This window comes from Amycolatopsis jejuensis, assembly GCF_000717335.1.
In the GTDB taxonomy this organism is placed as follows: domain Bacteria; phylum Actinomycetota; class Actinomycetes; order Mycobacteriales; family Pseudonocardiaceae; genus Amycolatopsis; species Amycolatopsis jejuensis.
The window spans coordinates 131,594-153,970 of record NZ_JNYZ01000029.1; the positions used below are offsets into that span (position 1 = coordinate 131,594).

At 68.8% G+C, this 22,377-nt stretch carries 20 protein-coding genes and 1 pseudogene; 14 read left to right on the plus strand and 7 right to left on the minus strand.

What is annotated here, in order from left to right; genetic code table 11:
- Positions 1-263: 263 nt before the first annotated feature.
- Together OO71_RS34385 and OO71_RS34390 are read right to left on the minus strand one after the other, a co-directional pair.
- A complete protein-coding gene (locus OO71_RS34385) occupies positions 264-1,436 on the minus strand; it encodes an SGNH/GDSL hydrolase family protein (protein WP_051792588.1) in 1,173 nt (390 codons plus the stop codon).
- A 21-nt stretch (positions 1,437-1,457) separates the two neighbouring features.
- Positions 1,458-2,939 (minus strand): FAD-dependent monooxygenase, encoded by a 1,482-nt coding sequence (locus tag OO71_RS34390; protein ID WP_033294144.1) that lies wholly within the window; start codon positions 2,937-2,939, stop codon positions 1,458-1,460.
- Positions 2,940-3,056: 117 nt separating this feature from the next.
- On the opposite strand from OO71_RS34390, the gene OO71_RS34395 reads away from it, so the two are divergent.
- Entirely contained in the window at positions 3,057-6,242 is a 3,186-nt protein-coding gene (locus OO71_RS34395; protein ID WP_033294192.1) for an AfsR/SARP family transcriptional regulator, read from the plus strand.
- Positions 6,243-6,506: 264 nt separating this feature from the next.
- Here the strand turns inward: OO71_RS34395 and OO71_RS53480 are convergent, their stop codons facing one another.
- From OO71_RS53480 to OO71_RS34410, 3 genes are read right to left on the minus strand one after another with little or no spacing between them, the layout of a single operon-like run.
- Positions 6,507-6,968 carry a transposase gene (locus OO71_RS53480; protein WP_425388727.1) on the minus strand — a complete coding sequence of 154 codons (462 nt, stop codon included), beginning with the start codon at positions 6,966-6,968 and terminating at the stop codon, positions 6,507-6,509.
- Between the two features lie 40 nt (positions 6,969-7,008).
- A complete protein-coding gene (locus tag OO71_RS53485; protein ID WP_033294193.1) occupies positions 7,009-7,404 on the minus strand; it encodes a transposase in 396 nt (131 codons plus the stop codon).
- Between the two features lie 36 nt (positions 7,405-7,440).
- Positions 7,441-7,635, minus strand: a complete 195-nt coding sequence (locus OO71_RS34410) for a hypothetical protein (RefSeq protein WP_033294146.1) — start codon at positions 7,633-7,635, stop codon at positions 7,441-7,443.
- 194 nt (positions 7,636-7,829) lie between these two features.
- On the opposite strand from OO71_RS34410, the gene OO71_RS34415 reads away from it, so the two are divergent.
- From OO71_RS34415 to OO71_RS50535, 8 genes and pseudogenes are all read left to right on the plus strand, one after another.
- Entirely contained in the window at positions 7,830-8,066 is a 237-nt protein-coding gene (locus OO71_RS34415; protein WP_033294147.1) for a helix-turn-helix transcriptional regulator, read from the plus strand.
- Between the two features lie 118 nt (positions 8,067-8,184).
- Positions 8,185-8,470, plus strand: a pseudogene (locus tag OO71_RS34420) (Scr1 family TA system antitoxin-like transcriptional regulator).
- A gap of 592 nt (positions 8,471-9,062) precedes the next feature.
- Positions 9,063-10,826: an alkyl/aryl-sulfatase gene (locus OO71_RS34425; RefSeq protein ID WP_245633874.1), complete on the plus strand. Its 1,764-nt coding sequence runs from the start codon at positions 9,063-9,065 to the stop codon at positions 10,824-10,826.
- A 142-nt stretch (positions 10,827-10,968) separates the two neighbouring features.
- Positions 10,969-12,069: an NAD(P)-dependent alcohol dehydrogenase gene (locus tag OO71_RS34430; RefSeq protein WP_033294149.1), complete on the plus strand. Its 1,101-nt coding sequence runs from the start codon at positions 10,969-10,971 to the stop codon at positions 12,067-12,069.
- A gap of 53 nt (positions 12,070-12,122) precedes the next feature.
- Positions 12,123-13,631 (plus strand): aldehyde dehydrogenase family protein, encoded by a 1,509-nt coding sequence (locus OO71_RS34435; protein WP_033294150.1) that lies wholly within the window; start codon positions 12,123-12,125, stop codon positions 13,629-13,631.
- Between the two features lie 44 nt (positions 13,632-13,675).
- Positions 13,676-14,995 (plus strand): MFS transporter, encoded by a 1,320-nt coding sequence (locus OO71_RS34440; RefSeq protein WP_063740151.1) that lies wholly within the window; start codon positions 13,676-13,678, stop codon positions 14,993-14,995.
- A gap of 164 nt (positions 14,996-15,159) precedes the next feature.
- Positions 15,160-16,131 (plus strand): helix-turn-helix transcriptional regulator, encoded by a 972-nt coding sequence (locus OO71_RS34445; RefSeq protein WP_051792591.1) that lies wholly within the window; start codon positions 15,160-15,162, stop codon positions 16,129-16,131.
- A 30-nt stretch (positions 16,132-16,161) separates the two neighbouring features.
- A complete protein-coding gene (locus OO71_RS50535; RefSeq protein ID WP_156096698.1) occupies positions 16,162-16,299 on the plus strand; it encodes a hypothetical protein in 138 nt (45 codons plus the stop codon).
- 41 nt (positions 16,300-16,340) lie between these two features.
- Here OO71_RS50535 and OO71_RS47870 read toward each other — a convergent pair whose 3' ends face one another.
- Positions 16,341-17,021: a TetR/AcrR family transcriptional regulator gene (locus tag OO71_RS47870; RefSeq protein WP_084145480.1), complete on the minus strand. Its 681-nt coding sequence runs from the start codon at positions 17,019-17,021 to the stop codon at positions 16,341-16,343.
- Between the two features lie 74 nt (positions 17,022-17,095).
- Here OO71_RS47870 and OO71_RS34455 point away from each other — a divergent pair, with 74 nt between their 5' ends.
- The 5 genes from OO71_RS34455 (at position 17,096) to OO71_RS53490 (ending at position 21,060) form a co-directional block, all read left to right on the plus strand.
- Positions 17,096-17,656 (plus strand): carboxymuconolactone decarboxylase family protein, encoded by a 561-nt coding sequence (locus OO71_RS34455; RefSeq protein WP_051792601.1) that lies wholly within the window; start codon positions 17,096-17,098, stop codon positions 17,654-17,656.
- Positions 17,649-18,461 carry an SDR family NAD(P)-dependent oxidoreductase gene (locus OO71_RS34460; RefSeq protein WP_033294152.1) on the plus strand — a complete coding sequence of 271 codons (813 nt, stop codon included), beginning with the start codon at positions 17,649-17,651 and terminating at the stop codon, positions 18,459-18,461. Before OO71_RS34455 ends, OO71_RS34460 begins: the two co-directional genes overlap by 8 nt.
- 16 nt (positions 18,462-18,477) lie before the next feature.
- Entirely contained in the window at positions 18,478-19,509 is a 1,032-nt protein-coding gene (locus OO71_RS34465; protein ID WP_033294153.1) for an amidohydrolase family protein, read from the plus strand.
- A complete protein-coding gene (locus OO71_RS47875; RefSeq protein ID WP_162186154.1) occupies positions 19,506-19,892 on the plus strand; it encodes a metal-sulfur cluster assembly factor in 387 nt (128 codons plus the stop codon). The genes OO71_RS34465 and OO71_RS47875 overlap by 4 nt, the downstream gene beginning before the upstream one ends.
- Before the next feature lie 523 nt (positions 19,893-20,415).
- Complete coding sequence (locus OO71_RS53490; protein ID WP_162186155.1) at positions 20,416-21,060, plus strand: LysR substrate-binding domain-containing protein; 645 nt, start codon at positions 20,416-20,418, stop codon at positions 21,058-21,060.
- Here the strand turns inward: OO71_RS53490 and yczR are convergent.
- Positions 20,948-22,333: a MocR-like transcription factor YczR gene (gene yczR / locus OO71_RS34480; protein ID WP_051792594.1), complete on the minus strand. Its 1,386-nt coding sequence runs from the start codon at positions 22,331-22,333 to the stop codon at positions 20,948-20,950. The genes OO71_RS53490 and yczR overlap by 113 nt on opposite strands.
- Between the last annotated feature and the right edge of the window lie 44 nt (positions 22,334-22,377).

Genomic DNA, 22,377 nt, shown 5'->3' on the forward strand with positions numbered 1-22,377 from the left:
GTGATTACTGCCTGATAGACGTGAGAGGGCGGTGGTGGCATCCCTCTGCGCATTGGCGAGTCGCCAGGCGCGGGCGCGGAGGTGGTTGCCAGTCTGTGGTGGGCCGAGCGGGTCAGCTACATCCACGATGGAGCAGACAGCCATCCCAGGGCTTCCGGTGATCAAGTCGGTGGTACATCTCGATCACCAGAAGCCCCGCCCCACACCCTCACACCCCGCCACACCATCCGCCAAGGGGCTCTCAGGGGCCCCTCACGGACCGGTCAAGCGTGCCGGAACAGCTCCAGGTCGAAGGCCTCGGCGATCGCCGCGTGGCCGGAGTCGTTCGGGTGGACGCCGTCGTCGGAGATCAGCTCACTGCGAGTCTTCGTCGGCTCGGCCGGATCGCGCAGTGCCGCGTCCAGGTCGGTGACCGCGTCGAACTCGCCGCTGTCGCGGATCCAGCGGTTCACCTGCTGGCGGGCGTCCTCGAACTCCGGGGTGAAGACCGGGGATCCGCCGATCGGCGGCAGCGTGCAGCCGATGACGCGCAGGCCGTGCAGATGCGCCCGCGTGAGCAGCAGGCGATAACCGTCGATGAGGTCGGCCGCGGTGGCCTGTTCGCTTTCCGGCATTCCCGGCAGGGAGCCGAAAATCAGGTCGTTCCCGCCCTCGAACAGAACGATCCAGCTGGCACCGGGGCGGGCCAGCACGTCACGGTCGAAGCGGGCCAGCGCGCTGGCTCCCATGCCGTCGGTCTCGCGCAGGACGCGGTTGCCGGAGATGCCCATGTTGACCACCGCGCGGGGCGGGAGATCGCGGCAGGCGGCGAACCGGCGGGCGAGCACCGAAGGCCAGGGTGCGTCGGCGCCGGGGGTGGTCTCCATACCGTCCACAAGGGAGTCGCCGAAGGCGATGACGGTGGCGGCGCCGCGCGGTGCCAGCACGTCGATGCCGGTGAGCCACAAGTACGACTGGAACTCGGTGGCGTCCCGCAGATTCGGTTCGGCGGTCTGGTCGCCCGGAGCGAGCCAAGCCGTGCGGAGTCCGACCTCGTGGACCGTCGGGGCGACCTTCTCGTCGGGGAGATACAGCGAGACGGTCAGGTCGGTCTGCGGGGACACGGTGTAGTCGATCGGGTCGCTGTAGAGCAGCGCGCCAGTCGGCAGCACTACTTCGGCATGGTCGCTGAAGGTCAGCTGTGTGCCGTCGAGGAAGGCGGAGCCGATGCGGACCGGCGCGTGGCCGAAGGAGTTCGAAAGGGCGACGCGCACGGCCGTCCCGCCGACCGTGGAACGCGCCACCATGCGGACGGTTTGCGCGCTCACCGTTTCCGGGGTGGTGTCGAGGTCTGCTTCCGGCGGTGCTTCGTCCGGCATTTCCGGCCCGCCGCCTGCCTCGGCCGCCATCGCCAGCTGCTGCGCGGTGCCCCAAGCAGCGATCCAGTGGTTTTCCATGATGTCTACCTCCGTCAAGGGTCAGAACCAACGGGTGAGGGCGTTCTCGAACGAGCCGGGGTCCGGGTCGCGGTCGCCGGCCCAGGCGACGATGCCGTCCGGCCGGACGAGCACGGCGCCGAAGCCGAGGTCGTCGCGCGCCGGTACGGCCTTGTACTGGACCGGGTAGCGCTCCGCCACGTCGCGCAGCCGTCCGTCGGCGCTGAAGTCCAGGGCGACGCCTTGGCCGTCCCTCAGGAGTTCGCCGACGCGGCTGCCGTCGGCGAGGCGGAAGTCCGGCGCGTTGTGGCCGGCCAGCGGATGCTCGTCGCCGAGGTCGTAGCGGAGCGACAGGCCCGAGGTGCGCTCGAAGACGTAGGTGGTACCGGCTCGGGTTGCCATCAGGTCGCGCGTCACAGCCTGGATCGCCCGGGAGTGCGGGTCCGGGCGCATGACCGCCACCTGGGCTCGCGACCAGTCGAGCACCCGCGCGCCGATCGGATGGCGTTCGGCGGCGTAGGTGTCGAGCAGGCCGTCCGGCGCGTCCCCGCGCACCGTCGCCGCGAGCTTCCAGCCCAGGTTCATGGCGTCGCCGATGCCGAGGTTGAGTCCCTGCCCGCCCAGCGGCGAATGGATGTGCGCGGCGTCGCCGGCGAGCAGGACGCGGCCGCGCCGGTATTCGGTCGTCTGCAGTGCCCGGTCGGTGAAGCTGGAGGCGAGGTGCACTTCGTCGAGCGTCACATCGGTGCCGGAAACGCGGCGCAGCACCGTTTGGAGGTGCTCGCGGGTCAGCGGCTGCGAACGATCGTAGGTGCCGCCGTCGAAGTCCATCACGCCGAAGTGGCCGGGCGTGGGCATCGTGAGGTACATGCCCGCCGGGGTCAGATTGAACCCAGGCGTCAGCTTGCCGGGATCGGCGAACGCCGCCAGCGCGACGTACCCGGTGAGCTGCGGCTCCGTGCCGACGAAGGCGAAGCCCGCGAGCCGGCGCACCGTGCTGCGTCCGCCGTCGCAGCCGACGAGCCAGCGAGCTGGGTACTCGTGCTCGCCGTCCTGGACGACCACGCCCTCGTCGTCCTGGACGAGACCGGAGACCTGGACGCCGTGCCGGATCTCGGCACCGTGCTTGACTGCCCGTTCGGCCAGCACCGTCTCGACCGCTTCGAGGCTGGTCATGATGCCGTCCAGGGCGGGGCTGGGCAGCCGGTAGGGCAGGGCGGAGAGGTCTACGTCGGCCGGGTCGAGAGAAGTGCCGGCGAAATGGCCGACCCAGCTCGGGCGCACCTGCTCTTCCTCGGCGGGGGCCGCGCCGGACTCGGCCAGCAGCGAACGCAGCATTCCGCGGCGGTAGAACGCCTCGGCCGACCCGCCCGACAGCCCCCGCATCCCGAGCGGCATCTTCCGCCACGGGGAATGCGGGTCCGCCTCCTTTTCCAGCACCAGCACCGAACAGCCGGCGAGAGCCAGTTCACCGGCGAGGAACAGGCCGACCGGCCCGGCCCCCGCGATCACTACGTCGTGCATGACAACCCCCTTCTTCCGTGGTGAGCCCGAGACTGCCCGCCACCACTCACACGAGGCGCACACGGCGCGCACATCCCGGTGCTGGCGGCCATCGGGCAGGCACGCGAAGATCGAAGGGTGGCTGTTGTCCCGCTTCGTGTGACGTTGCTCGGCACCGTGCAGGTGTCTCGCGGCGATGCTGTCCTGTCCGTCCCGGGCGCGCGATTGCAGGCCTTGACCACGCGGCTGGCGCTCGCCGGCGGGCGCACGGTCGAGCCAGCCGTCCTGGTCGACGCGATCTGGGCCGAGGACCCGCCCGCCGATCCCGCGCATGCCCTGCAGGCTCTCGTCTCGCGGCTGCGCCGGATGCTCGGTTCGGCGGACGTCGTCGTACCGGCCGCTGGCGGCTACCGGCTGGACGTGGCTCCGGCGGACGTGGACGCGCTGCGGTTCGAACACCTGATCGTCGCTGGCCGGGACCACCTGCGGTCCGGCGAGCTGTCCGCAGCCGCGGAGGTGCTCGGCGAGGCCGTGGCGGTGTGGGGCGACCAGCCCCACACCGAGCCGGCAGCAGTCGCCGCGGTGTCGGTGGCCGCCGCGACCCGGCTCGCGCAGGTCTCCGTCGATGCCGTAGCCGATCTCGCCGACGCCGAACTGTCGCTTGGCCGCGTCGAGGCGGCTGCCGCCCGGCTGTCCCGCTTGCTCGCTGAGCACCCGGTCCACGAGCGGGCAGCAGCGCTGCTCATGGACGCGCTGGCGGCACAGGGCCGCCAGGCCGACGCGCTCGCTCGCTACGAACAGATCCGCGAGGCGTTGGCCGAGACACTCGGCACCGACCCGGGCACCGCACTGCGCGAGCGGCATCTGCGCCTGCTGCGCAACCCGGTCGCGCCGCTTCCCGCCCAAAGCCCGGGCAACCTCCCCGCGGCACTGACCAGTTTTGTCGGACGGGACGACGACCTCGCCCGGATCGGCGAACTGCTCGCCGCCGGCAGGCTGATCACCGTGCTCGGCCCCGGCGGAGCCGGCAAGACCCGGCTCGCGCTGGAAGCCGCCCGCCGCCACGAATACCCGGGCGGTGCTTGGCTGATCGACCTCGCTTCGGTCTCCGAACCTGCCGAGGTCGGCGCGGCCGTGCTGGCCGGGATCAGGATGCGCGGCAGCGGGCTTTTCGAGGGGCGGACGCGGGTCGAGGGTGCCGAGCTGGATGTGCTCGCGGACCAGCTCGGCGGCCGGGAACGGTTGCTGCTGATGGACAATTGCGAGCACCTCGTCGACGCCGTGGCCCATCTGGTGGAGGCGCTGCTGGCCCGGTGCGCCGGGCTTCGGGTGCTGGCCACCAGCCGTGAACCGCTGGCCGTCGACGGCGAAGCGCTGGTGCCGCTCGGCCCGCTCGCCCTGCCCGAGCCGGACGCGGAGGTCGAACCGGCCCGGCGGACCGCGGCGGTGCGCCTGTTCGCCGAGCGGGCTGCGGCCGTGCGTCCCGGTTTCGCGGTGGATGAAGCGAATCTCGCCGACGTCACGATGGTGGTCCGCGGCCTGGACGGCTTGCCGCTGGCGCTGGAACTGGCCGCAGCCCGCCTGCGCACGCTCGCCCTGCCTGACCTGGCGGCCGGTCTGTCCGACCGGTTCCGGCTGCTCGCCACCGGCAGCCGCACCGCCTTCCCCCGGCACCGCACGCTGCGCGCGGTCATCGCGTGGAGCTGGGAGCTGCTCAGCCCGGACGAGCGCACGGTCGCGGAACGGATCTCGGTCTTGCCCGGCGGAGTCACCCGCGACTCGGCCGCCGCGGTCTGCGCGGGCGCCGCGGTGCCGTCCGGCGAGATCCCGTACCTGCTCGCCGACCTGGTCGACCGGTCGCTGCTGCGGCTCGTCCCGGACACCAGCCGGTACCGGATGTTGGAGACGATCCGCGAGTACGGGCTGGAAAGCCTTGCCGCACAAGAACTCCGGACCAGCGTGCGGGATCTCGCTGCCGAGTACTTCGCCGGTCTGGTCGCCGAAAACGACCCGCTGCTGCGCGGCCCTCGGCAGCTGGACGCGCTGCGGGTGCTCCGCGCCGAGTACGACAACGTGCTCGCCGCCCTGCGCCACCGCTGCGACACCGGCGACGCCGACGGCGCGATCGGACTCGCGGTGAACCTGACCTGGTACTGGCAGATGCTCGGCCGCCACACCGACGCGGCTCATTGGCTCGGCGAAGCGGTTTCGACGCCGGGCGCGCGGCCGAGCGTGCCGCGCGCCGTCGCCGAGCAGGTGCTGCTGATCAACCGGTTCGCCGCCTATGCCCCGCCCGCCGACTGGCGTGAGCAACTGTGGGCGCTCGCCGGCCAGCCGGAGCTGCCGTCCTTCGGCGGCGCGCTGGTCGCGCTCCGGCTGGCCACCATCCCGGAGACGAACGCGGCGCCGGAGACCGTCCAGCGGTTCATCGACGGACCGGACGAATGGCTGTCCGGGCTGGCGCACCTGTTCCGGGCCCAGTTCGCCGAGAACGCGGGTCACTTCGACCAGGTCCGCGGCGACGTCGCCGCCGCGCTGGAGATCTTCGGCCGGGCCGGCGACCGCTGGGGGCTGGCCACCGCACTGCCGCTGCGCGCGCTGCTGCGGCAGTACGACGGCGATCTCGGCGGCGGGCTGGCCGATCTGGCCAAGGCCAGTACGCTGGCCCGCGAGTTCGGCTCGCTCAGCCTCAGCGACGAGATCTTCCTCAACCTGCGCTCGATCGACCTGCACGTCCGGCGCGGCGAGACCGCGCGGGCGGCCGGGATGATCGCCGCCAACCGGGAGCGCGTGTCGTCTCCCGAGCTGGCGATCCTGACCGACGCGCTGGAAGCCGGCCTGTGGGTGCGGATCGGCGATCCGGACCGGGCCCGCGAGCTGATCGAGTCGGCCGAGGCCGGACTGTCAGAACACCCCCAGTTCGACGGCAGCGGCCACAATCGGGCCCTGATCTCCGTGGCGCGCGGTGCGCTCTGCCTCGAGACCGGCGACGGACCAGGTGCCGAAGCGGCGCTGAGCCGGGCATACCTCGCCGCGGTGGACAGCTCGGACATGCCGATCCTGGCGATGGTGGCTGTGGCGGTAGCCGGTGTCGCCGCGCTGTACGGGCGCCCCCGGGACGCGGCCGCCCTGCTCGGCGCGGCGGCCAGGCTGCGCGGTGTGCACGACCGGACCGATCTGCAGATCCGCGCGCTGAGCGCCCGCGGCCGCACCGCGCTGGGCGACGAAGGTTTCGCTGCCGCGTACGAGCGCGGCTGGCAGCTGACCGCCCCGTCAGCCCTGCTCTCAGCCGACCCAGCGCTGCTGCGGGGCACCGGTCCGTGAGGGGAGTCCTGTGAGCCTGTGGGCGATGGGTGTGGCGGGGGTGTGAGGGTGGCTTCTGGTGATCGAGATGTACCACCGGCTTGATGACCGGAAGCCCTGGGATGGCTGTCTGCTCGATCGTGGCTGGGGAGGCCGGTTGCGGGGTGGGTGGTTGGGTGACCCACTCGAGCAACTGCGGACTCGGCACACCGAGCGTGTGTGCTCGAGTTGTCATACGAGCCAGGTAGTGGGGGACGACAACGGGGAAAGAGCGATCGTCTTCGCCTAGGGCGTGTCTGACAATGCTTTGGTCCAGGTGAGCACCGCGTGCAGGATCACTGCTGATCGGTAGACGATGGCCAACTTGTCGTAGCGAGTGGCCAGCCCGCGCCATTGCTTGAGTAGATTGAATCGTCGTTCGACGACGTTGCGGCCGCGGTAGTCCACCGCGTCGAAGGCGGGTGGCCGACCGCCGCGGGAACCGCGGCGCTTGCGGTGCCCGGCCTGATCGGCAGGTTCGGGGATCACGGCGGTGATGCCGCGGGCGCGCAGGTGTCTGCGGATCGCTCTCGAGGAGTAGGCCTTGTCGCCACGGACGCGGTCCGGCCGGCTCCGGGCTCGTCCGCGTCCTGTCCGGCGGATGCGCAGGTGCCGCATCAGGTGCGGGAACATCGGCGCATCCCCGGCCTGGCCGGGCCCGACCAGAGCCACCAGCGGCCGGCCATTGCCGTCGACGAGGTGGTGCACCTCGGTGCTCCAGCCGCCGCGGGAGCGGCCAACCGCGTGATCAGGCGGCTCGCTTCGTAGATCCGTGTAGTTCGACCCAGCCCCCTGTGGGACGGGTGATGGTGGTGGCGTGCTGATGAGCCCGGGCGATCGTCGAATCCACCGACACCGACCACTCGATCACGCCTGCGGCGTCGGCGTGGGTGAGCAGGCGTTGCAGGACGGTGTCCCAGGTACCGTCGCCGGCCATCCGGCGGTGCCAGGTCCAGATCGTCTGCCATGGACCGAACACCGACGGCACGTCCCGCCACGCGATGCCACACCGGTAGCGGTAGATGATCCCTTCGACCATCGCCCGGGCATCGGAAAACGGCCGACCTTGCCTACCGGTGCGGACCGGGAGCAAGTCCTCGATCAACGCCCACTGCTCGTCTGAGACCAACTGAAACCGCGACACGACGACCAGCATCCCAGCCAGCAACCGCAACCTTTGTCAGACACGCCCTAGTTCGGTGGTGAGCCGAGCGATGTCATGGCTCATCCAGCCAGCATTGTGCTGACGGGCGGCGCGCCGGACCTTTGCCGCGACCATCTTGGTCCGCGTCTCGACGTTGTCGGAATTGAGTCCCTTCTCCAGCAAAAGGCAGTAGTAATAGCGGTCGTGGTCGAGGGGGCTGCCGTTGAGCACGACGTTGCTGACACGATCGACGATCGGGAGCGCGGGGTCGGCTTCTCTGCGCGCCGCGTGCGGTCGTAAGACGTTCGAACGGGTCCGGCTGCTGACCGATCCGGCTACCGTCGCTTCCCATCAGCAGTGGCGCGATACTGTCTGGCCGTCGTCGCGCCCCACGACAAGCTGCTCGCACCGACGACGAGGAGCTCGTGATCGAAGACCCGAACGCGCGGCTGCTGGAGTTCGCCGACGGCCTGCGGCAGCGACGGATTGCCCACGTCCCGGCGATGACGCAGAAAGCTCTTGCCGAGTTGCTCGGTTGGCCGGAGACGACAGTGTCGCTCATCGAACGTGGGACACAGGCGGTCACCGAGCCCGAGCTGACCGAATGGGCTCGGGTTCTGGCGTGCCCGGCAAGGAACTCGACGCACTGCAGCAGGAACTGAAAGCGATCAGGCTCGGTGGAAGACTCGGCTCCGCACAAGCGGCCATGGGGGTGCGCAGAAGTCGTTCGCCGAACTGGAGCAGACGGACCGCAAGATCGTCGATGTGGAGACCGCGATCGTGCCTGGCCCGGTTCAGATACCTGCGTACACACGCGCAAATTCTCGACGACGAGACGAAAGCCATCGAGCTGCTGGTGTTCGAAGCTGTGTTGCACAGTCGGTTCGTGCGGCCGGAGACGACGGCTGGCCAGATCGACCGCCTTATCGCCGTCACACACTCGCGGAACGTGCGAGTGGGGATCGTTCCGCTCGATGCCGGGCTGGAACTCCCGCCACTGCACGGGTTCTGGCTGTTCGACGACGAGCTGCTCAGTGTCGAGGCGATCCACAGCCGCCGAAGGTGACGATGCGCTCGTGGACTGACTCCCGGAACAGACGCGCGTGATCCACGCCGAGAGATCGACCGGGGACGGGCGCCGATCGCTTCGGCGAAGTTGCGACCGGAATCGTGCCTGGGGTGTCGGACCTGTCAAGTCCGCTGATCTTGTGGTTGACGTCGGTGAGGTTGCGGCCTAGCGTTCGACATCCGGACATGCGCCCGGTGGCACTGAGCCATGGCTTGTGTGGAGCCAGGGACGGTCACCGCCCGCGCAGGCGCTGTCGGGCGTCGTCGCCGGTTCCCAGTACCTTGCGCGCATTCGGTGCGCACGAGGGTCGCTGCACGCCGAACTGTTCCCGGCTCCACCTTGGTGCGCATTCCGGTTCACGCGATACCGACGAAGTCCCTTCAGGAAAGAAGAATGAGGAGTCAGGATCATGTCGCAATCGGTGCACTCTCCCGGTGTGGAACCGCGCGGGGCCAGCTCTGCCACGGTGGCCCGGCAGGCCGCGGCGAGGGATTCGCTTCCGTGGCATGATCGGCGGGCATTCGAGGATGTGCGGCGGGGTCGGGTCGCTGCCATCGAGCCGCCGGTCGTTCGTGACGCGGCGGGGAGGGTGGTCTGGGACCTCACGAGCTACTCGTTCGTGGAAGGCGATGCACCGGCGACTGTGCACCCGAGTCTCTGGCGGCTTGCGGAGCTCAACCGGCATCACGGCTTGTTCCAGGTTACGGAGCGGGTGTATCAGGTCCGCGGCTATGACGCGGCGAACATGACCATCGTGGTGGGCGACCGGGGTTTCGTGGTGATCGATCCGCTGACGTGTGTGGAAACGGCGGCGGCCGGACTGGAACTCGTCCGGTCGAGCTTGGGTGATCTCCCGGTGACCGCTGTGGTGCACACCCATTGTCATATCGATCACTTCGGCGGGGTGAAGGGGGTGGTCGACGAGGTCGACGTGCTCGCTGGGCGGGTTCCGGTGGTGGCTCCGGCCGGCTTCTACGAGGAAGCGGTGAAGGAGAACGTGTCTGCAGGTACGGCGATGGGCAGGCGGGCGGGCTTCATGTTCGGTGGCCGGTTGCCCAGGAATGCCTGTGGGCATGTGATGATCGGGATCGCGCCGGGTGTTGCGACCGGGACCAGTACGTTGATCCGGCCTACGCACGAGGTGACCGAAACCGGCGAGGAGCTGGTTCTCGACGGTGTCCGCTTCGTGTTCCAGTCCGTGCCGGGTACCGAGGCGCCGGCGGAGGTGAACTTTCATCTGCCGGAGTTCCGCGCCCTGTGCATGGCCGAGACGGTCTCGCAGCAGATGCACAATCTCTACACGCTGCGTGGCGCCCCGGTGCGCGACGCGCTCCGGTGGAGCGGCGCAATCGACGAGGCTTTGCGCTTGTTCGGCGGCCAGAGCGACGTGATGTTCATCAGTCACCAGTGGCCGACCTGGGGCCGGGACCGGATCGCCGAACTGCTCGGCATGCAGCGGGATGTGTACCGTTACCTGCACGATGAGGTCCTCCGGCTGGCCAACCACGGCTACACTCCTGCCGAGATCGGTGAGCTGATCGCCCTTCCTGCACCGCTGGATGCGTTCTGGGCGAACCATGGCTGTTACGGCTCGGTGAACCACAACGCGAAGGCCGTGTACCAGCACTATCTCGGCTGGTTCGACGGGAACCCCGCCAACCTCCATCCGCTTGCCCCGGCCGACGCCGGACGGCGGTATGTCGGCTTGATGGGCGGGGTCGACCAGGTGGTCGCGCATGCGCAGCGCGCGCACGACGAGGGGGAGGACCGGTGGGCCGCCGAGCTGCTGAAGCACGTCCTCGCGGCCGAACCGCAGCATGAACCGGCGCGAGCACTTCAGGCTGCTGTGTTCGAACAGCTCGGCTACCAGTCCGAGAGCGGAGCGTGGCGGAACTTCTACCTGGTCGGGGCGCATGAGCTGCGGCACGGTTTCCCCGGTGGACGGTCGTTCAGCAACGCGAGCCCGGATTTGCTCGCCGGGATGACGACCTCGATGCTGCTCGACTATCTGGCGATCAGGTTGAACGGCCCGAGGGCGGCGGCGAGGGAGCTCCGCGTCGGGCTCGACGTTGCGGATGCGGATTCGGGTTCGGTGGAAGAACGGCTGCTGCTGGTCGTGCAGAACGGGATCCTCCGCTCGGTGGTGGCGAGTGCAGCAGAGGAGCCTGCCGGGACCTTGCGGATCAGCCGGGCCGCGCTTGCCGCGCTGGCTTACGGCGCAACCTCGCTGGCGGAACTGCTCGCGGACGGAGGGGCCGAAGTGGACGGTGACGACGCGGATCTGGCCGATCTGCTCGGGCTGCTCGACACGTTCACCGGGGACTTCGACGTCATCACCCCGAATCTGCGGTAAGGGCGCCACCCGGCGAGGTGCGTTTTCCGTACGACCGTGACGTTTTGCGGGTAGCCGGATCGGGGCCGGCGGATGACCATACGCGAACAGAGTGCGTGGCACCGGGTGCGCACCGCGGACGGGTGTGGAGGCCGGAAACGCGATGAAGATCCAGGCGGCGGTGACCCGCGAAAAGGGCCGGGAGTTTTCGATCGAGGAGGTGGATCTCGCCACTCCGCGGGACGACGAGGTGATCGTCCGGGTGGTTGCGTCGGGAGTGTGTCACACCGATCTGATCGTCCGCGACCAGTACTATCCCGTCCCGTTGCCGATCGTGCTCGGCCACGAAGGTTCCGGCGTCGTCGAACGGGTCGGTGCACAGGTTCGCCATGTTTCCCCGGGTGACCACGTGGTTTTGAGCTATTACTTCTGCGGGGAGTGCCGGAACTGCATCGTGGGTGCCCGAAGCTACTGTCTTCGGCTCTTCGCCTGCAATTTCGGCGGCTCGCGGCTGGACGGATCCACGACTCTCAGCCGTGGCCCCGAAAAACTGCACAGCAACTTCTTCTCCCAGTCTTCCTGGGCGACCCGCGCGCTCGTGAACGCGCGAAACGTCGTCAAGGTACGCAAGGACGTCCCTCTCGAACTTTTCGGCCCGCTGGGCTGTGGCGTTCAGACCGGCGCGGGCGCGGTGCTCAACAGTCTCGAAGCCCGGCCGGGCTCGGCGATTGCCGTGTTCGGTACCGGTGGAGTCGGCCTGTCCGCGGTCATGGCGGCCGGTATTGCCGGCTGTCTCACGATCATTGCCGTCGACGTCAACGAAAGCCGGCTGGCGCTCGCCCGGGATCTCGGTGCCACACACACCCTGAACCCGGTGACCGATGACGTCGTCGCCGGAATTCAGGAGATCACCGGAGGTGGTGCGCACTACTCGATCGAAACGACCGCCCGTCCCGAAGTGTTCCGCCAGGCCGTCGACTCGCTTGGCCTGAGGGGCGTGTGCGGGCTGATCGGCGCGGCGCCGATGGGAACCGAAGCGACCTTCGACATGAACAACATCCTTTTCGGACGGACGGTGCGCGGAATCGTCTCGGGCGACTCGATCGCCGAAACCTTCATCCCCCAATTGATCGAGTTCTACCTCCAGGGCCGTTTCCCGCTCGACAAACTGGTTCGCTACTACAACTTCGACGAGGTCAACGAAGCTGCGCGCGCTTCCGAGCGCGGCGAGGTCGTCAAGGCAATCCTGCGGATGCCCTCGTGAGAACCGCCGAAGAACCGATCCCGGCAACCTCGTACTCGTAAGGAAGAAGTCACATGAACAACCGGAATCTCGCCGGCGCCGTGCCCGACGTCGCCCTGAAACCCCGCTATCTTCCGTTTGTCGACGGGAAGTTCACTGCCTCGTCGGACGAGGTCTTCCCGGCGGTCAACCCGGCGACCGGGGAACACCTCGCGGACCTGACTCGCGGGAACAGCCGGGACATCGATGCGGCGGTCGCCGCGGCCACTGCGGCTTTCCCCTCCTGGGCGGCGACTCGCGTGGAGGAGCGGTGCGCCATGCTGCTGAAGCTGGCCGACGCGCTCGAGGGCGACGCCGAGCGCCTTGCCCTGATCGACTCACTGGACATCGGCCGGAGGGTCTTCGAGACCACGATCGACCACACCATCGCGGTCGGCCAGTTCCGGTTCTTCGCCGCGGCCGCGGTGACCCACTCGGGATGGAACCGCTCGATCCCGGGCGGATGGGCGCTCGCCAAACGGGAACCCTACGGCGTGTGCGGCCAGATCATTCCCTGGAACGTGCCTGCGATCATGACCGCTTTCAAGATCGCTCCCGCGCTCGCCGCCGGCAACACGGTCGTCCTCAAGCCCGATGAGAACGCCTCCTTGTCCACCATGGAACTGTGCGCGCACGTCGCGGAGATCTTCCCGCCCGGGGTGGTCAACGTCGTGCCCGGCTTCGGCGAAGAAGCCGGCGCCGCGCTGACCGCGCACCCCGGGGTGGCCAAGCTGGCTTTCACCGGGAGCTCCGAGGTCGGGCGGCTGGTGTCGCACGCCGGGGCCGAACGGCTCGTACCGGTCACTCTCGAGCTCGGTGGCAAGAGCCCGAACATCGTTTTCCCCGATGTGCAGGACCTCGATGCCCTCGTCGACAACGTGGCGTTCGCGGCCACCTACTGCAACGGCCAATCGTGTCTCGCCGGCACCCGCCTGTTCGTGCATGACGACGTGTACGACCGGTTCCTGGGCAAGCTGGTGGAAGCGTTCCGCCGGATGAAGGTCGGGTCGCCGCTGGATCCGGCGACCACGATCAGCTGCCTCGTGTCCGGCGAGCAAGGGGAGAAGGTACTCGGCTACGTCGATATCGGACGGAATGAAGGCGCCGAGCTTCTCGTCGGCGGCAACCGGGTCGCCGTCCCCGGTAACGAACACGGCTGGTTCGTCGAGCCCACGCTGTTCGCGGTCGACAACCAGATGCGGATCGCCCAGGAGGAGATTTTCGGCCCCGTGCTGTCGGTGCTGAGGTGGAACGACTTCGACACGATGATCGCCGAAGCGAATGACGTCCGCTACGGCCTGGCCGCCGGGCTGTACACCAACGACCTCGCGAACGCGATGCGTGCCGCCGACGCGCTGCAAGCCGGTTCCGTCTGGGTCAACCAGTACTTCAACATGGTCGACGGCTCGCCGTTCGGCGGGCACAAGGAAAGCGGCATCGGGAGCGAGCTCTGTGCCGAGACGCTCAACATGTACACGCACCTGAAGTCGGTCACGCTGGCCGCCCAGCTGCCGCAACCCTTCTACCTCCCGCCCGCGGCCTAGCCCGCGGGCTGCTGCTCCCCGCTCTCCGACCCCCAGAGGCGACGATGAATCAGCCGACTGTGCCACCCGGTGGTATCCGCTCGTGGCTCATCACCGGAATGCTCTTCGTATTCTTGATCATCAACTTCGCGGACAAAGCGGTGCTCGGCCTGACGGCGGTGCCGCTGATGAACGAACTCGGGATTTCACCGGCCGCGTACGGCCTGTTGTCGTCAGGATTCTTCTTCCTGTTCAGCGTTGCTGCCCTGCTGGTCGGTTTGGTGTCCAACCGGCTGTCCACCAAGTGGGTCATCTTCGGGATGGCCGTCCTCTGGTCGGTGTCCCAGATGACGATTCTCGCGGCGGCGAGCGGTTTCGTGACCCTGCTCGTCACCCGCATCGTGCTCGGTGCCGCCGAGGGGCCGGCCACGCCGATCGCCAACCACGCCGCCCACAAATGGTTCGCGGATCGCGACCGCAGCCTGGTGAGCGGGCTGATCGGGCTCGGCGTACCGGTGGGGGTCATCATCGCGTCGCCGATACTGAGCTGGGTCATTGCCGACCACGGGTGGCGGGCTGCCTTCGGCGTGACCGGCGCGGTCGGGCTGGTGTGGGCGGTGGGGTGGCTGTTCATCGGAAAAGAAGGGCCGATCAAGGACAGCATGGTCACGCCCGGAGGCCGCTCCGATCCGCAGAAGACGGTCTCCACCTGGCGGATTCTCCGTACCGGCACCTGGCTGGCGAGCGTCGCCGGCAGCTTCGCCGCCTTCTGGTCGGTTGCCGTCCTCGTCGCGTGGCTGCCGCCGTACCTTGCCAAGGTGCTGGGGTACCCCACCCGGGAGACGGGGTATGTGGTCGTGGTTCCGTGGGCGGTGATGGGGGCGGCCATTTTCCTGCACGGGGTGGTCGCCCGCCGGGTGATGCGCCGCGGGGTGTCGAGCCGCCGAGCCAGGGGAGTGGTCCCGGGAGTGTGCGTCGTGGTGGCGGGAGTGACGTTGCTCGCCGCGATCGCGGTGGGGGACGGCTGGCTGAAGATCCTGCTGCTGGGCGTCGGTTTCGGCCTCGGCTCGGTGATCATCCCGGTCGGGCAGACGACGTCGGCCGAGATCTGCCCGGTCGAGCGGCGGGGCGGCGTCCTGGGCGCATACGCGGCGGTCTACTCGGTCGCCGGGATCATCGCCCCGGCCCTCACCGGATCGTTGGTGGGTGCGTACGTGCTGCCGGCCACCGGGTACGCGGTGGCGTTCGCCGTCACCGGTGCGCTTCTCGTGGTGTGCGGAGTTCTGGCTGCCTGCTTCGTCCGGCCGGAGCGTGATCGGGAACGCATTGCGATGGCGACGCGGGAACCCGACGGAGACCTGATCCGCCCGGCGGTCATGCCGTGAAGGTTCGCCCGGCCTGACTCGGGGATGGTCCGCCCGGAGACCACGGCAGGTATGTCGCATTCTTGGCGACCGTCACGTCTCGACGTAAGCTGTTCGCCCGGCCCTGATGACCGGGGCCGGGCAAATCTGCCGCCGCAGTGTCGCAGCGGGCTGAGGAGGGCACGATGACGTCGAGTCCACGGCTGCAAGTGTCCACGCAGGACCCGGACGAGGCGCATCTTCGCCTCACGGAGATCTACTGCGCGCACACGCAGGAGGTGCGCAGCGGGTTCGCCGGGTTCCAGGCCAGCCAGAAGTCCAGCGGGTTTCCCGGGCTGGACCTCGACGAGCTCGGATACGGCCGGGGCGAGGTCGTGGTCAAGCCGGTACCGTTCGAGGACTTCGTCCTGATCAGCCTGCCGGTCGGCGGGACGTTCGCGGTTCGTTCCGACACCGGCGAGGCGGTGCGGGTGGAGCACCGCTCCGTCGTCATGGACGGATATGGCAAGCACGAAATGCGGTGGGGCCTCGGCTGCCGGCTGCTGAACGTCCGGCTGAGCCGCCTGCGGCTGGAACAGGCGGCCGCGGACCTGCGCGGACTGGATGCGCCACTGCGGGTGCGGTTCGGTCTCGGTGAGCCGGTCGCTGCACAGGCCAAGGTGTGGGACAGTGTCGTGCGGAGCCTTTGGCAGCACATCGTGCCCAGCGGCGTCGCCGAGACCAGCCCGCTCGTGCGCACCCAAGTGCTGCGGCTGACTGTCGCGGCGGCGCTGGAAGCATTCCCGAACTCGGCCGAAGCCGTCGACCCGGTCGACCCCGATTTCGTGGCACCGTCGGCGGTGCGCCGGGCAGTGTCGTACATCGAGAATTCCGCAGCGGAGGACATCAGCCTGCGTGACATCGCAGCGTCGGCACGAGTGAGCCCACGGGCCCTGCAAGTCGCGTTCCGACGCCACCGGGACACGACACCCCTTCGCTATCTGCGCGACGTGCGGCTGCGGCGTGCGCACCAGGAACTCCGTGAAGCAGACCCGGAAGGAGGGACAACCGTCAGCGAGATCGCATTTCGCTGGGGCTTCGGCAACTTGGGCCGATTCGCCGAGGAACACCGGAAGGCATTCGGGACAACGCCGAGCCAAGCGCTGCGAGACGGTTGATCATGGTGTTCTGAAGGACAACCCAAGATCATGTCCGATGACGAGGAGTTCGTGAGGAACGCGGGCAACGCCGTGAGCAAGTGGGACAACAAGGGCGAGCTCGCCGGCTCTCCGGTACGGACTTGCAAGGCCGAGGACGGCGAGATCGTCAGCAACGTCCCGGTCTGAGCAAGATGCCACAGGCTGAGTGCGAATGTCGGCGCCGGGTGTCACTCTCGGGTGGGCCATTCTCGTAGCACGGCCAGGTATAGCCGGACTGCGGTGTCCTCGAGTTCGGGTAGGTGGGCGACCCGGTTTTCGCGTACGTAGGCGACGACGAGTTCGTGCATGGCGCCGACCAAGGCGCGGTAGATCTCCTTCGGGACGGGTGGCCAGTCTGGTTGCGCGCGGCGCGCGGACTGGTGCCAGCGGCCGATCCCCGCGGCGAACCGGGCGCGGGCGAGGTGCAGCTGTTCCCGTGCGGCCGGGCCGCACGGGAACAGTTCGATGAGGAAGCAGCGCGCGAACTCCGGCTCGCCGGCGAGGAATCCGAGGTATGCGCGCAGGGCGGAGCGGAGGCGGTCCATCGGGTCCGTGCCGTGGGTACCGGCGGAGATGCAGGTGAACAGCTGCTTTCCGCCTTCGTCCAAAGCCGTCAGGAACGCGGTTTCCTTGTCGGTGAAGTGTTCGTAGAAAACGTTGCGTGACACCCGTGCGCGCCGCACGACGTCGGCGACCGTCATGCCGTGGCAGCCGAGTTCTGCCGCGGATGCGATGACCGCCCGCACGAGTCGCTCCCGGTGTGCTGCGTTGCGTCGATCCGCGGGCAGCGGGGTTCGGCCGCGGGGGAGGCCTGGGTCGGCGCCGTGCGCACGGGCCAGGCTGCCGCCATCGGGCGGGGATTTCGCCATCACAATGATTATGCTAGCGTATTTTTGTGAATGATCTTCGACCAGGGTCCGAAAGTGCTGGTCGGCACGGCGTGGTGAGGACTCCGCGCCTGCTGCCCTTGCCCGCGGCAGAGTGGGACGATTCGGTACGTGAACTGGTTGCCGCGCGAGCCGATGATTGCGGCGCCGTTCCGAACATCTTCACCACCTTCGCTCGCCACCCGCAGCTTTTCCGGCGTTGGCTGCCCTTCGGCGGCGAGCTGTTGACCAAAGGATTGCTTCCGCCGCGCGATCGTGAGCTGATGATCCTGCGCAGCGCTTGGCAATGCCGGTCGGACTACGAATGGGGGCAGCACGAGCCGATCGCCCGCGCGGCCGGACTGGAGAACAGTGAGATCGAGCGCGTGCCGGCGGGCCCGGGCGCCGACGGGTGGCGGGAGTTCGACCGAGTGCTGCTCAGCGCCGTCGACGAACTTCACGCGGATGCGCGGATCGCCGATCGGACCTGGACGCGGCTGGCGCAGCGCTACGACGAACGCCAGCTGATCGAGCTGGTGATGCTGATCGGCCACTACCACCTCGTCGCGTTCGCGCTGAACTCGTTCGGCGTCCAGCGCGAAACGGGGATTGCCGACCTGCCCACCGGTCATGAGTAGCGCCGAGTCGGCGGGCGTGGCACCGGGCCGGGCTCGGCTGACCGGGATGCGGCTGCTGGTCGTGGGAGCCGGGACCCGCTCGGACCCGGATTTCCCGGCACCGCCGGGGAATGGGCGGGCGATCGCGGTGCTCGCCGCGCGGGAAGGGGCTGCCGTCGCCTGTGCGGACATGGACACCGCCGCGGCGAACGCCACGGTCGGCCTGATCGAGCAGGAGCGTGGCCGCGCGTTCGCGATGACCGCAGATGTCGCGGATCCGGCACAGTGCACGAATATGGTTGCCGAAGCGCACCGATCTCTGGGCGGGCTCGACGGTCTCGTGCTCAACGTCGGGATCGGACTCGGCCTGCGGCTCGACGGCACGAGTGCGACGGATTGGGACCAGGTTTTCGCGGTCAATCTCCGTGCGCACTTTCTCGCTTGCCGGGCGGCGTTGCCGTTGCTGGCCGACGATGGCGCAATCGTCTTCGTCGGTTCGGTCGCCGGACTGCGCCCGGGGAGTGACTCTCCTGCCTACGACGCTTCGAAAGCGGCCCTGTTCGGCCTCTGCCGGCAGGTGTCGAGGGAAGGTGCGCCAAGGAACGTGCGCGCGAATCTGGTGGTGCCGGGTCTGATCGACACCCCGATGGGGCGTGGGGCGTCGGCTCGTCGCCCTCGCCGTGAAGAGACCTCCCGGCGGGTGCCGCTGCGCAGACAGGGCACCGCATGGGAAGTCGCGTATGCGACCGTGTTCCTGCTGTCCGGTGAGTCCAGCTACATCACCGCCCAACCGCTCGTCGTCGACGGTGGGCTGACGACTTTGTGAGGAGCAGCGAAATCCGATGATCGAAGGCACCCTTGTCGTTGACGCCGTGGTGCACGGCTACCACTCACCACCCGAGACCTACCGCCACCCGGCCGCCGGTCAGGTGGTGGAGGCGTTGTACAGCGGCTACCACCGGGTTTTCTCGCCACGTGGCGATCGGCGCTGGCAGCTGGACCGGGAGCGGTTCGAACGCGTCGACGCCGACGTTCTCGGGCACGCGTTGTTCGCCGAGAGCCAGGTCGACTATGCGATCTACCACGACATCCCGTTGTACGGGATGTACGAGGGAGGGGCCTCGCCGTTGTGGGTCGGCCGGGATCTGCGTGCGCGCTACCCGGGCCGGGTGGCGCTGTTCGGCGGTATCTGGCCGCATACCCCGGATCCGATCGGTGAGGTCGACCGGCTCGTGGACGAGCACGGCTGTGTCGGCCTGAAGTTCTACCCGTACGACATCTACGACGGGGTCGGCCAGTCAGTGCGGATGGACGATCGCGAAGCCGTGTACCCGATCCTGGAACACGCGCAGAAGCGCGGTATCCGCAGTGTCGCGGTGCACAAGGCGGTCGCGATGAGCGGTTGCCCGGTCTCGCCGTTCGGCGTCGCCGATGTCGAGGACGCGCTGGTCGCGTTCCCCGGTCTGAACTTCCAGATCGTGCACGGCGGATTTGCTTTCCTGGAGGAGACGGCCCTGCAGCTGTCGTACTTCCCGAACGCGTCCGTCGTGCTGGAGAGTGCGACCGCGTTCCTGGTCAATGCACCGCTGCGGTTCGCCGAAATCCTCGCCCGGCTCCTGATGACGGGCGCGCACGACCGGATCATCTGGGCCACCGGATGCACCGCGTTGCACCCTCGGCCGCTCATCGAGGCGTTCCACGAGTTTCAGCTGCCCCAGGAGATGATCGACGGGTACGGCCTGCAGCCGCTGACGCCGAAGCTGAAGGCCGCCATCCTCGGCGGCAACATCGCCCGCATCCTCGACCTGAAGGTCACTCCCTTCGAACGCGGTGAACTGGCCGAGCCGTGGACCGCGAAGGCGGTCACGGCGTGACCCCCGAACAGATCCGCGCGCACCTCGACACAATCGTCGATCCGTGCAGCGTGGTCGCCGGAGCACCCGCAGGCTTGGCGGAGATGGGCTTGGTGCGCGAGGTATCGGTGAGCCAGGGACCCGGCGGGGCGGCGGTACGGGTACGTGTCGGGCTCACCGAGCCGGGCTGCATGATGGGCGCCACGTTCGTCATCCGCGCCCGCGAAATACTCGACGCGCTGCCCGGTGTCGCCCACGTTGACGTCGAACTGGAGCACGACTGCGACTGGACACCAGCCGACCTCGATTCCCGCTACGCGCTCCGGCTGGAAGCCGTCCGCGACGAAAGGCGGCAGGCGATGGCGGAGCGCCGAGTGTCTGGGCAGCAGGGGATTGCGGGGTGAGGATCCGCCCGCCGCCCAGAATTGGTGGGCGGTGCTCATCTTCTTCGCGACCGGCGAGAGTCGCCACGAGCGTGGAGCGACGATGACGGCGAACAGCGCGTACCCGCTCATCGGTCCGGGTCCTCGAGCCGGGCCTGCACGGCGGTGACCGTGAGGACGAACAACGGGATCCACCGCCACCCGAGGCTCATCGGCCCGAACACCTGCGCCGCGGTGAGGATGAAGCCGCCGGCCAGACGGCGGAGGTGACCATCGGTGCCACCCGGACCGGATGCACGGCGCGAGGGTCCCCGACCAGTAATGCGCGCTATGGCCTCAGCCTGGCCGTGGAAGGCCTCGTCATGGATGCTCCCGCTGCACCCTCCGGCAGCATCAGTGCGGCAGGCAAGGAGTTGCATTTGCTCCGCCTCGGTGGTGTCGGCCTGGTGACCGAGCTGGAGCGGGCATTGCGCGCGGTTGCGTGCGCCAGAAGTCGCGGGGCGTCGTGCTGACCGTACCGGGGCACCTGATGAGGGGCCTCGCCATGCAGCTGCCGGCCGTGCCATTCCTGCCGTCGCTGCTCGAAGCGTTCGCGACCGCTCATCCTTGGGTGCAGATCGAGTTGTCCGAAGGCACTCAGGACGACCTCATGTCCGGAACGCTGTCCGGCGACATCGACGTGTCGATGCGCTGCGAGGAACCCGCGCACCCCGGGCTGGCGATGGTCCAGGTCAAGGAGACCAGGGTTGCGCCGAACGTCCGATGGCAGACCCATGACATCGAACTCGTGCGAGGTCTCGGCGGGCATCCTCGCCGTGGCGACGATCGTCAGCGGCCGCACAGTTCACGAGTGCGCACGCGATGCGCCGGAAGGGGTCCCTCGGGTGCCGGTCGTCGGCAATCGGCTCGGGATTCCCGGACGGTCGTGAGTGATCAGGTCCCGTCCGGCCTGGACGGATCAGCCGCCGATCGGCCTGGACGGGGTCGGAGCCGCCGCACGATTCCGAGCCGGGAAGGTCCGCGCACAGGGGAGAGCGGGAGCGGGATCGCTGCTGGGCTTTGCGGTACGAAGAGGCTCAAGCAGTCCATCGCGGGACGCGCAGTGCGCGAGTCGTTGGCAGCGCCGATCGCTCCCATGCCTGTTCGAGCAGGCCGGCGACGATGCCGGCTTGACCGGTGGTCAGGGTGAACGGCAGCCGGAGCCACCGGTCGGCTGTGCCGTCGACGGTGAAGCGCGGTCCTGGGATGATCCGGAGGCCCAGGTCGAGCGCTGACGCGGCCAGGCGGGTTGCGCTCGGGCGGGGCAGTTCGACCCACAGGGCCATGCCGGCTTTCGGAGGGAACCACTGCCAATCCGGGAGACGGGCGCGCAGGGCTTGTTCGAGGGCGGCTCGGGAGCGGCGCAGATGGTCGCGTCGGCTGGCCAGTACGGTGGCTGCGTCGTCGAGGAGGTGCACGGCGACCAGCTGGTCCAGAACCGGGCTGCCGAGATCGATGGACGCACGTTCGCGTGCCAGCCGGGCCAGGAGTTCCGGATTTGCGCGTATCCAGCCGATCCGCAAGCCCGCCCAGAATGCCTTGTTGAGTGATCCGAGTGTGACGACGTCGTGCCGCAGGGCTGCGGCGGGTGGTGGCGTGGGCCCGTCCAGGATCAGGTCGGCGAACGTTTCGTCAACGGCGACGACCGGGCACTGCAGGCCGGCGAGAAGCCGGCGGCGGGCGGTTTCGTCGGCGACCAGCCCGGTGGGGTTGTGCCCGTCCGGGGTCAGGTGGGCCATGGTCATGCCTGCCGGGGGCGGGTCCCAGCCGGCGGCCGTGACCGGTAGCGGGACCGGGCGGAGGTGGTGGGCGCGGAGGGCGTCGAGCACGGCAGGGTAGGTGGGCTGTTCCACCAAGACCGGACGGCCGGGCCGGCCGACTGCACGGAGCAGAAGGTTCCAGCCCTGCAGGGCACCGCTGGTCACGAGTATCTGTTCGGCGTCGGTGGCGATGCCGCGGCCGGTGAGGTGCTTCGCGACCGCGGTTCGCAGTGCGGGCAGGCCGAAGGGGTGCAAGCCGTGGCCGGCCAGCAGCGACGGGAGCTCCGCCGCGGCTGCCACCGCCGCCTCGACCAGTCTGCTGGGAGCGGGTAAAGCGGCCACTGTCAGGTCCAGGATCTCCTCAGGTTCCCCGAGGCGGGTGTCTGGCCGTTGGACACTTGCTGCGGGAAGGGTGATCAGGCTTCCCGCTCCGTGTGCGCTACGCATATAGCCCTCAGCGCGTAGCAGGTTGTAGGCGGCGCTGACGGTCGTTCGGCTCACTCCCAGGGTCGCGGCGAAAGCGCGTTCGGACGGGAGTCGAGTTCCGTTCGGCAGCCGGCCGTCCAGCACGAGGCTGCGGATTCCCATGGACACCGCGGCGTAGCCGGCAAGGCTGTCCGACAGCCACGGTTCGAGCAGGTTCGCAAGGTGGTCCGGGCCCATGATGCCAACACCTTCAACTTGGCTGTGTTCCGATCAGGCCAAGT

Coding starts and splice junctions, on each gene's coding strand:
- OO71_RS47870 (WP_084145480.1), bottom strand. CDS start 17,021: ATGGCGAAATCCCCGCCCGATGGCGGCAGCCTGGCCCGTGCGCACGGC.
- OO71_RS34440 (WP_063740151.1), top strand. CDS start 13,676: ATGAATCAGCCGACTGTGCCACCCGGTGGTATCCGCTCGTGGCTCATC.
- OO71_RS34435 (WP_033294150.1), top strand. CDS start 12,123: ATGAACAACCGGAATCTCGCCGGCGCCGTGCCCGACGTCGCCCTGAAA.
- OO71_RS34465 (WP_033294153.1), top strand. CDS start 18,478: ATGATCGAAGGCACCCTTGTCGTTGACGCCGTGGTGCACGGCTACCAC.
- OO71_RS34430 (WP_033294149.1), top strand. CDS start 10,969: ATGAAGATCCAGGCGGCGGTGACCCGCGAAAAGGGCCGGGAGTTTTCG.
- OO71_RS34385 (WP_051792588.1), bottom strand. CDS start 1,436: ATGGAAAACCACTGGATCGCTGCTTGGGGCACCGCGCAGCAGCTGGCG.
- OO71_RS50535 (WP_156096698.1), top strand. CDS start 16,162: ATGTCCGATGACGAGGAGTTCGTGAGGAACGCGGGCAACGCCGTGAGC.
- yczR (WP_051792594.1), bottom strand. CDS start 22,333: ATGGGCCCGGACCACCTTGCGAACCTGCTCGAACCGTGGCTGTCGGAC.
- OO71_RS34460 (WP_033294152.1), top strand. CDS start 17,649: ATGAGTAGCGCCGAGTCGGCGGGCGTGGCACCGGGCCGGGCTCGGCTG.
- OO71_RS34445 (WP_051792591.1), top strand. CDS start 15,160: ATGACGTCGAGTCCACGGCTGCAAGTGTCCACGCAGGACCCGGACGAG.
- OO71_RS53490 (WP_162186155.1), top strand. CDS start 20,416: ATGCAGCTGCCGGCCGTGCCATTCCTGCCGTCGCTGCTCGAAGCGTTC.
- OO71_RS34390 (WP_033294144.1), bottom strand. CDS start 2,939: ATGCACGACGTAGTGATCGCGGGGGCCGGGCCGGTCGGCCTGTTCCTC.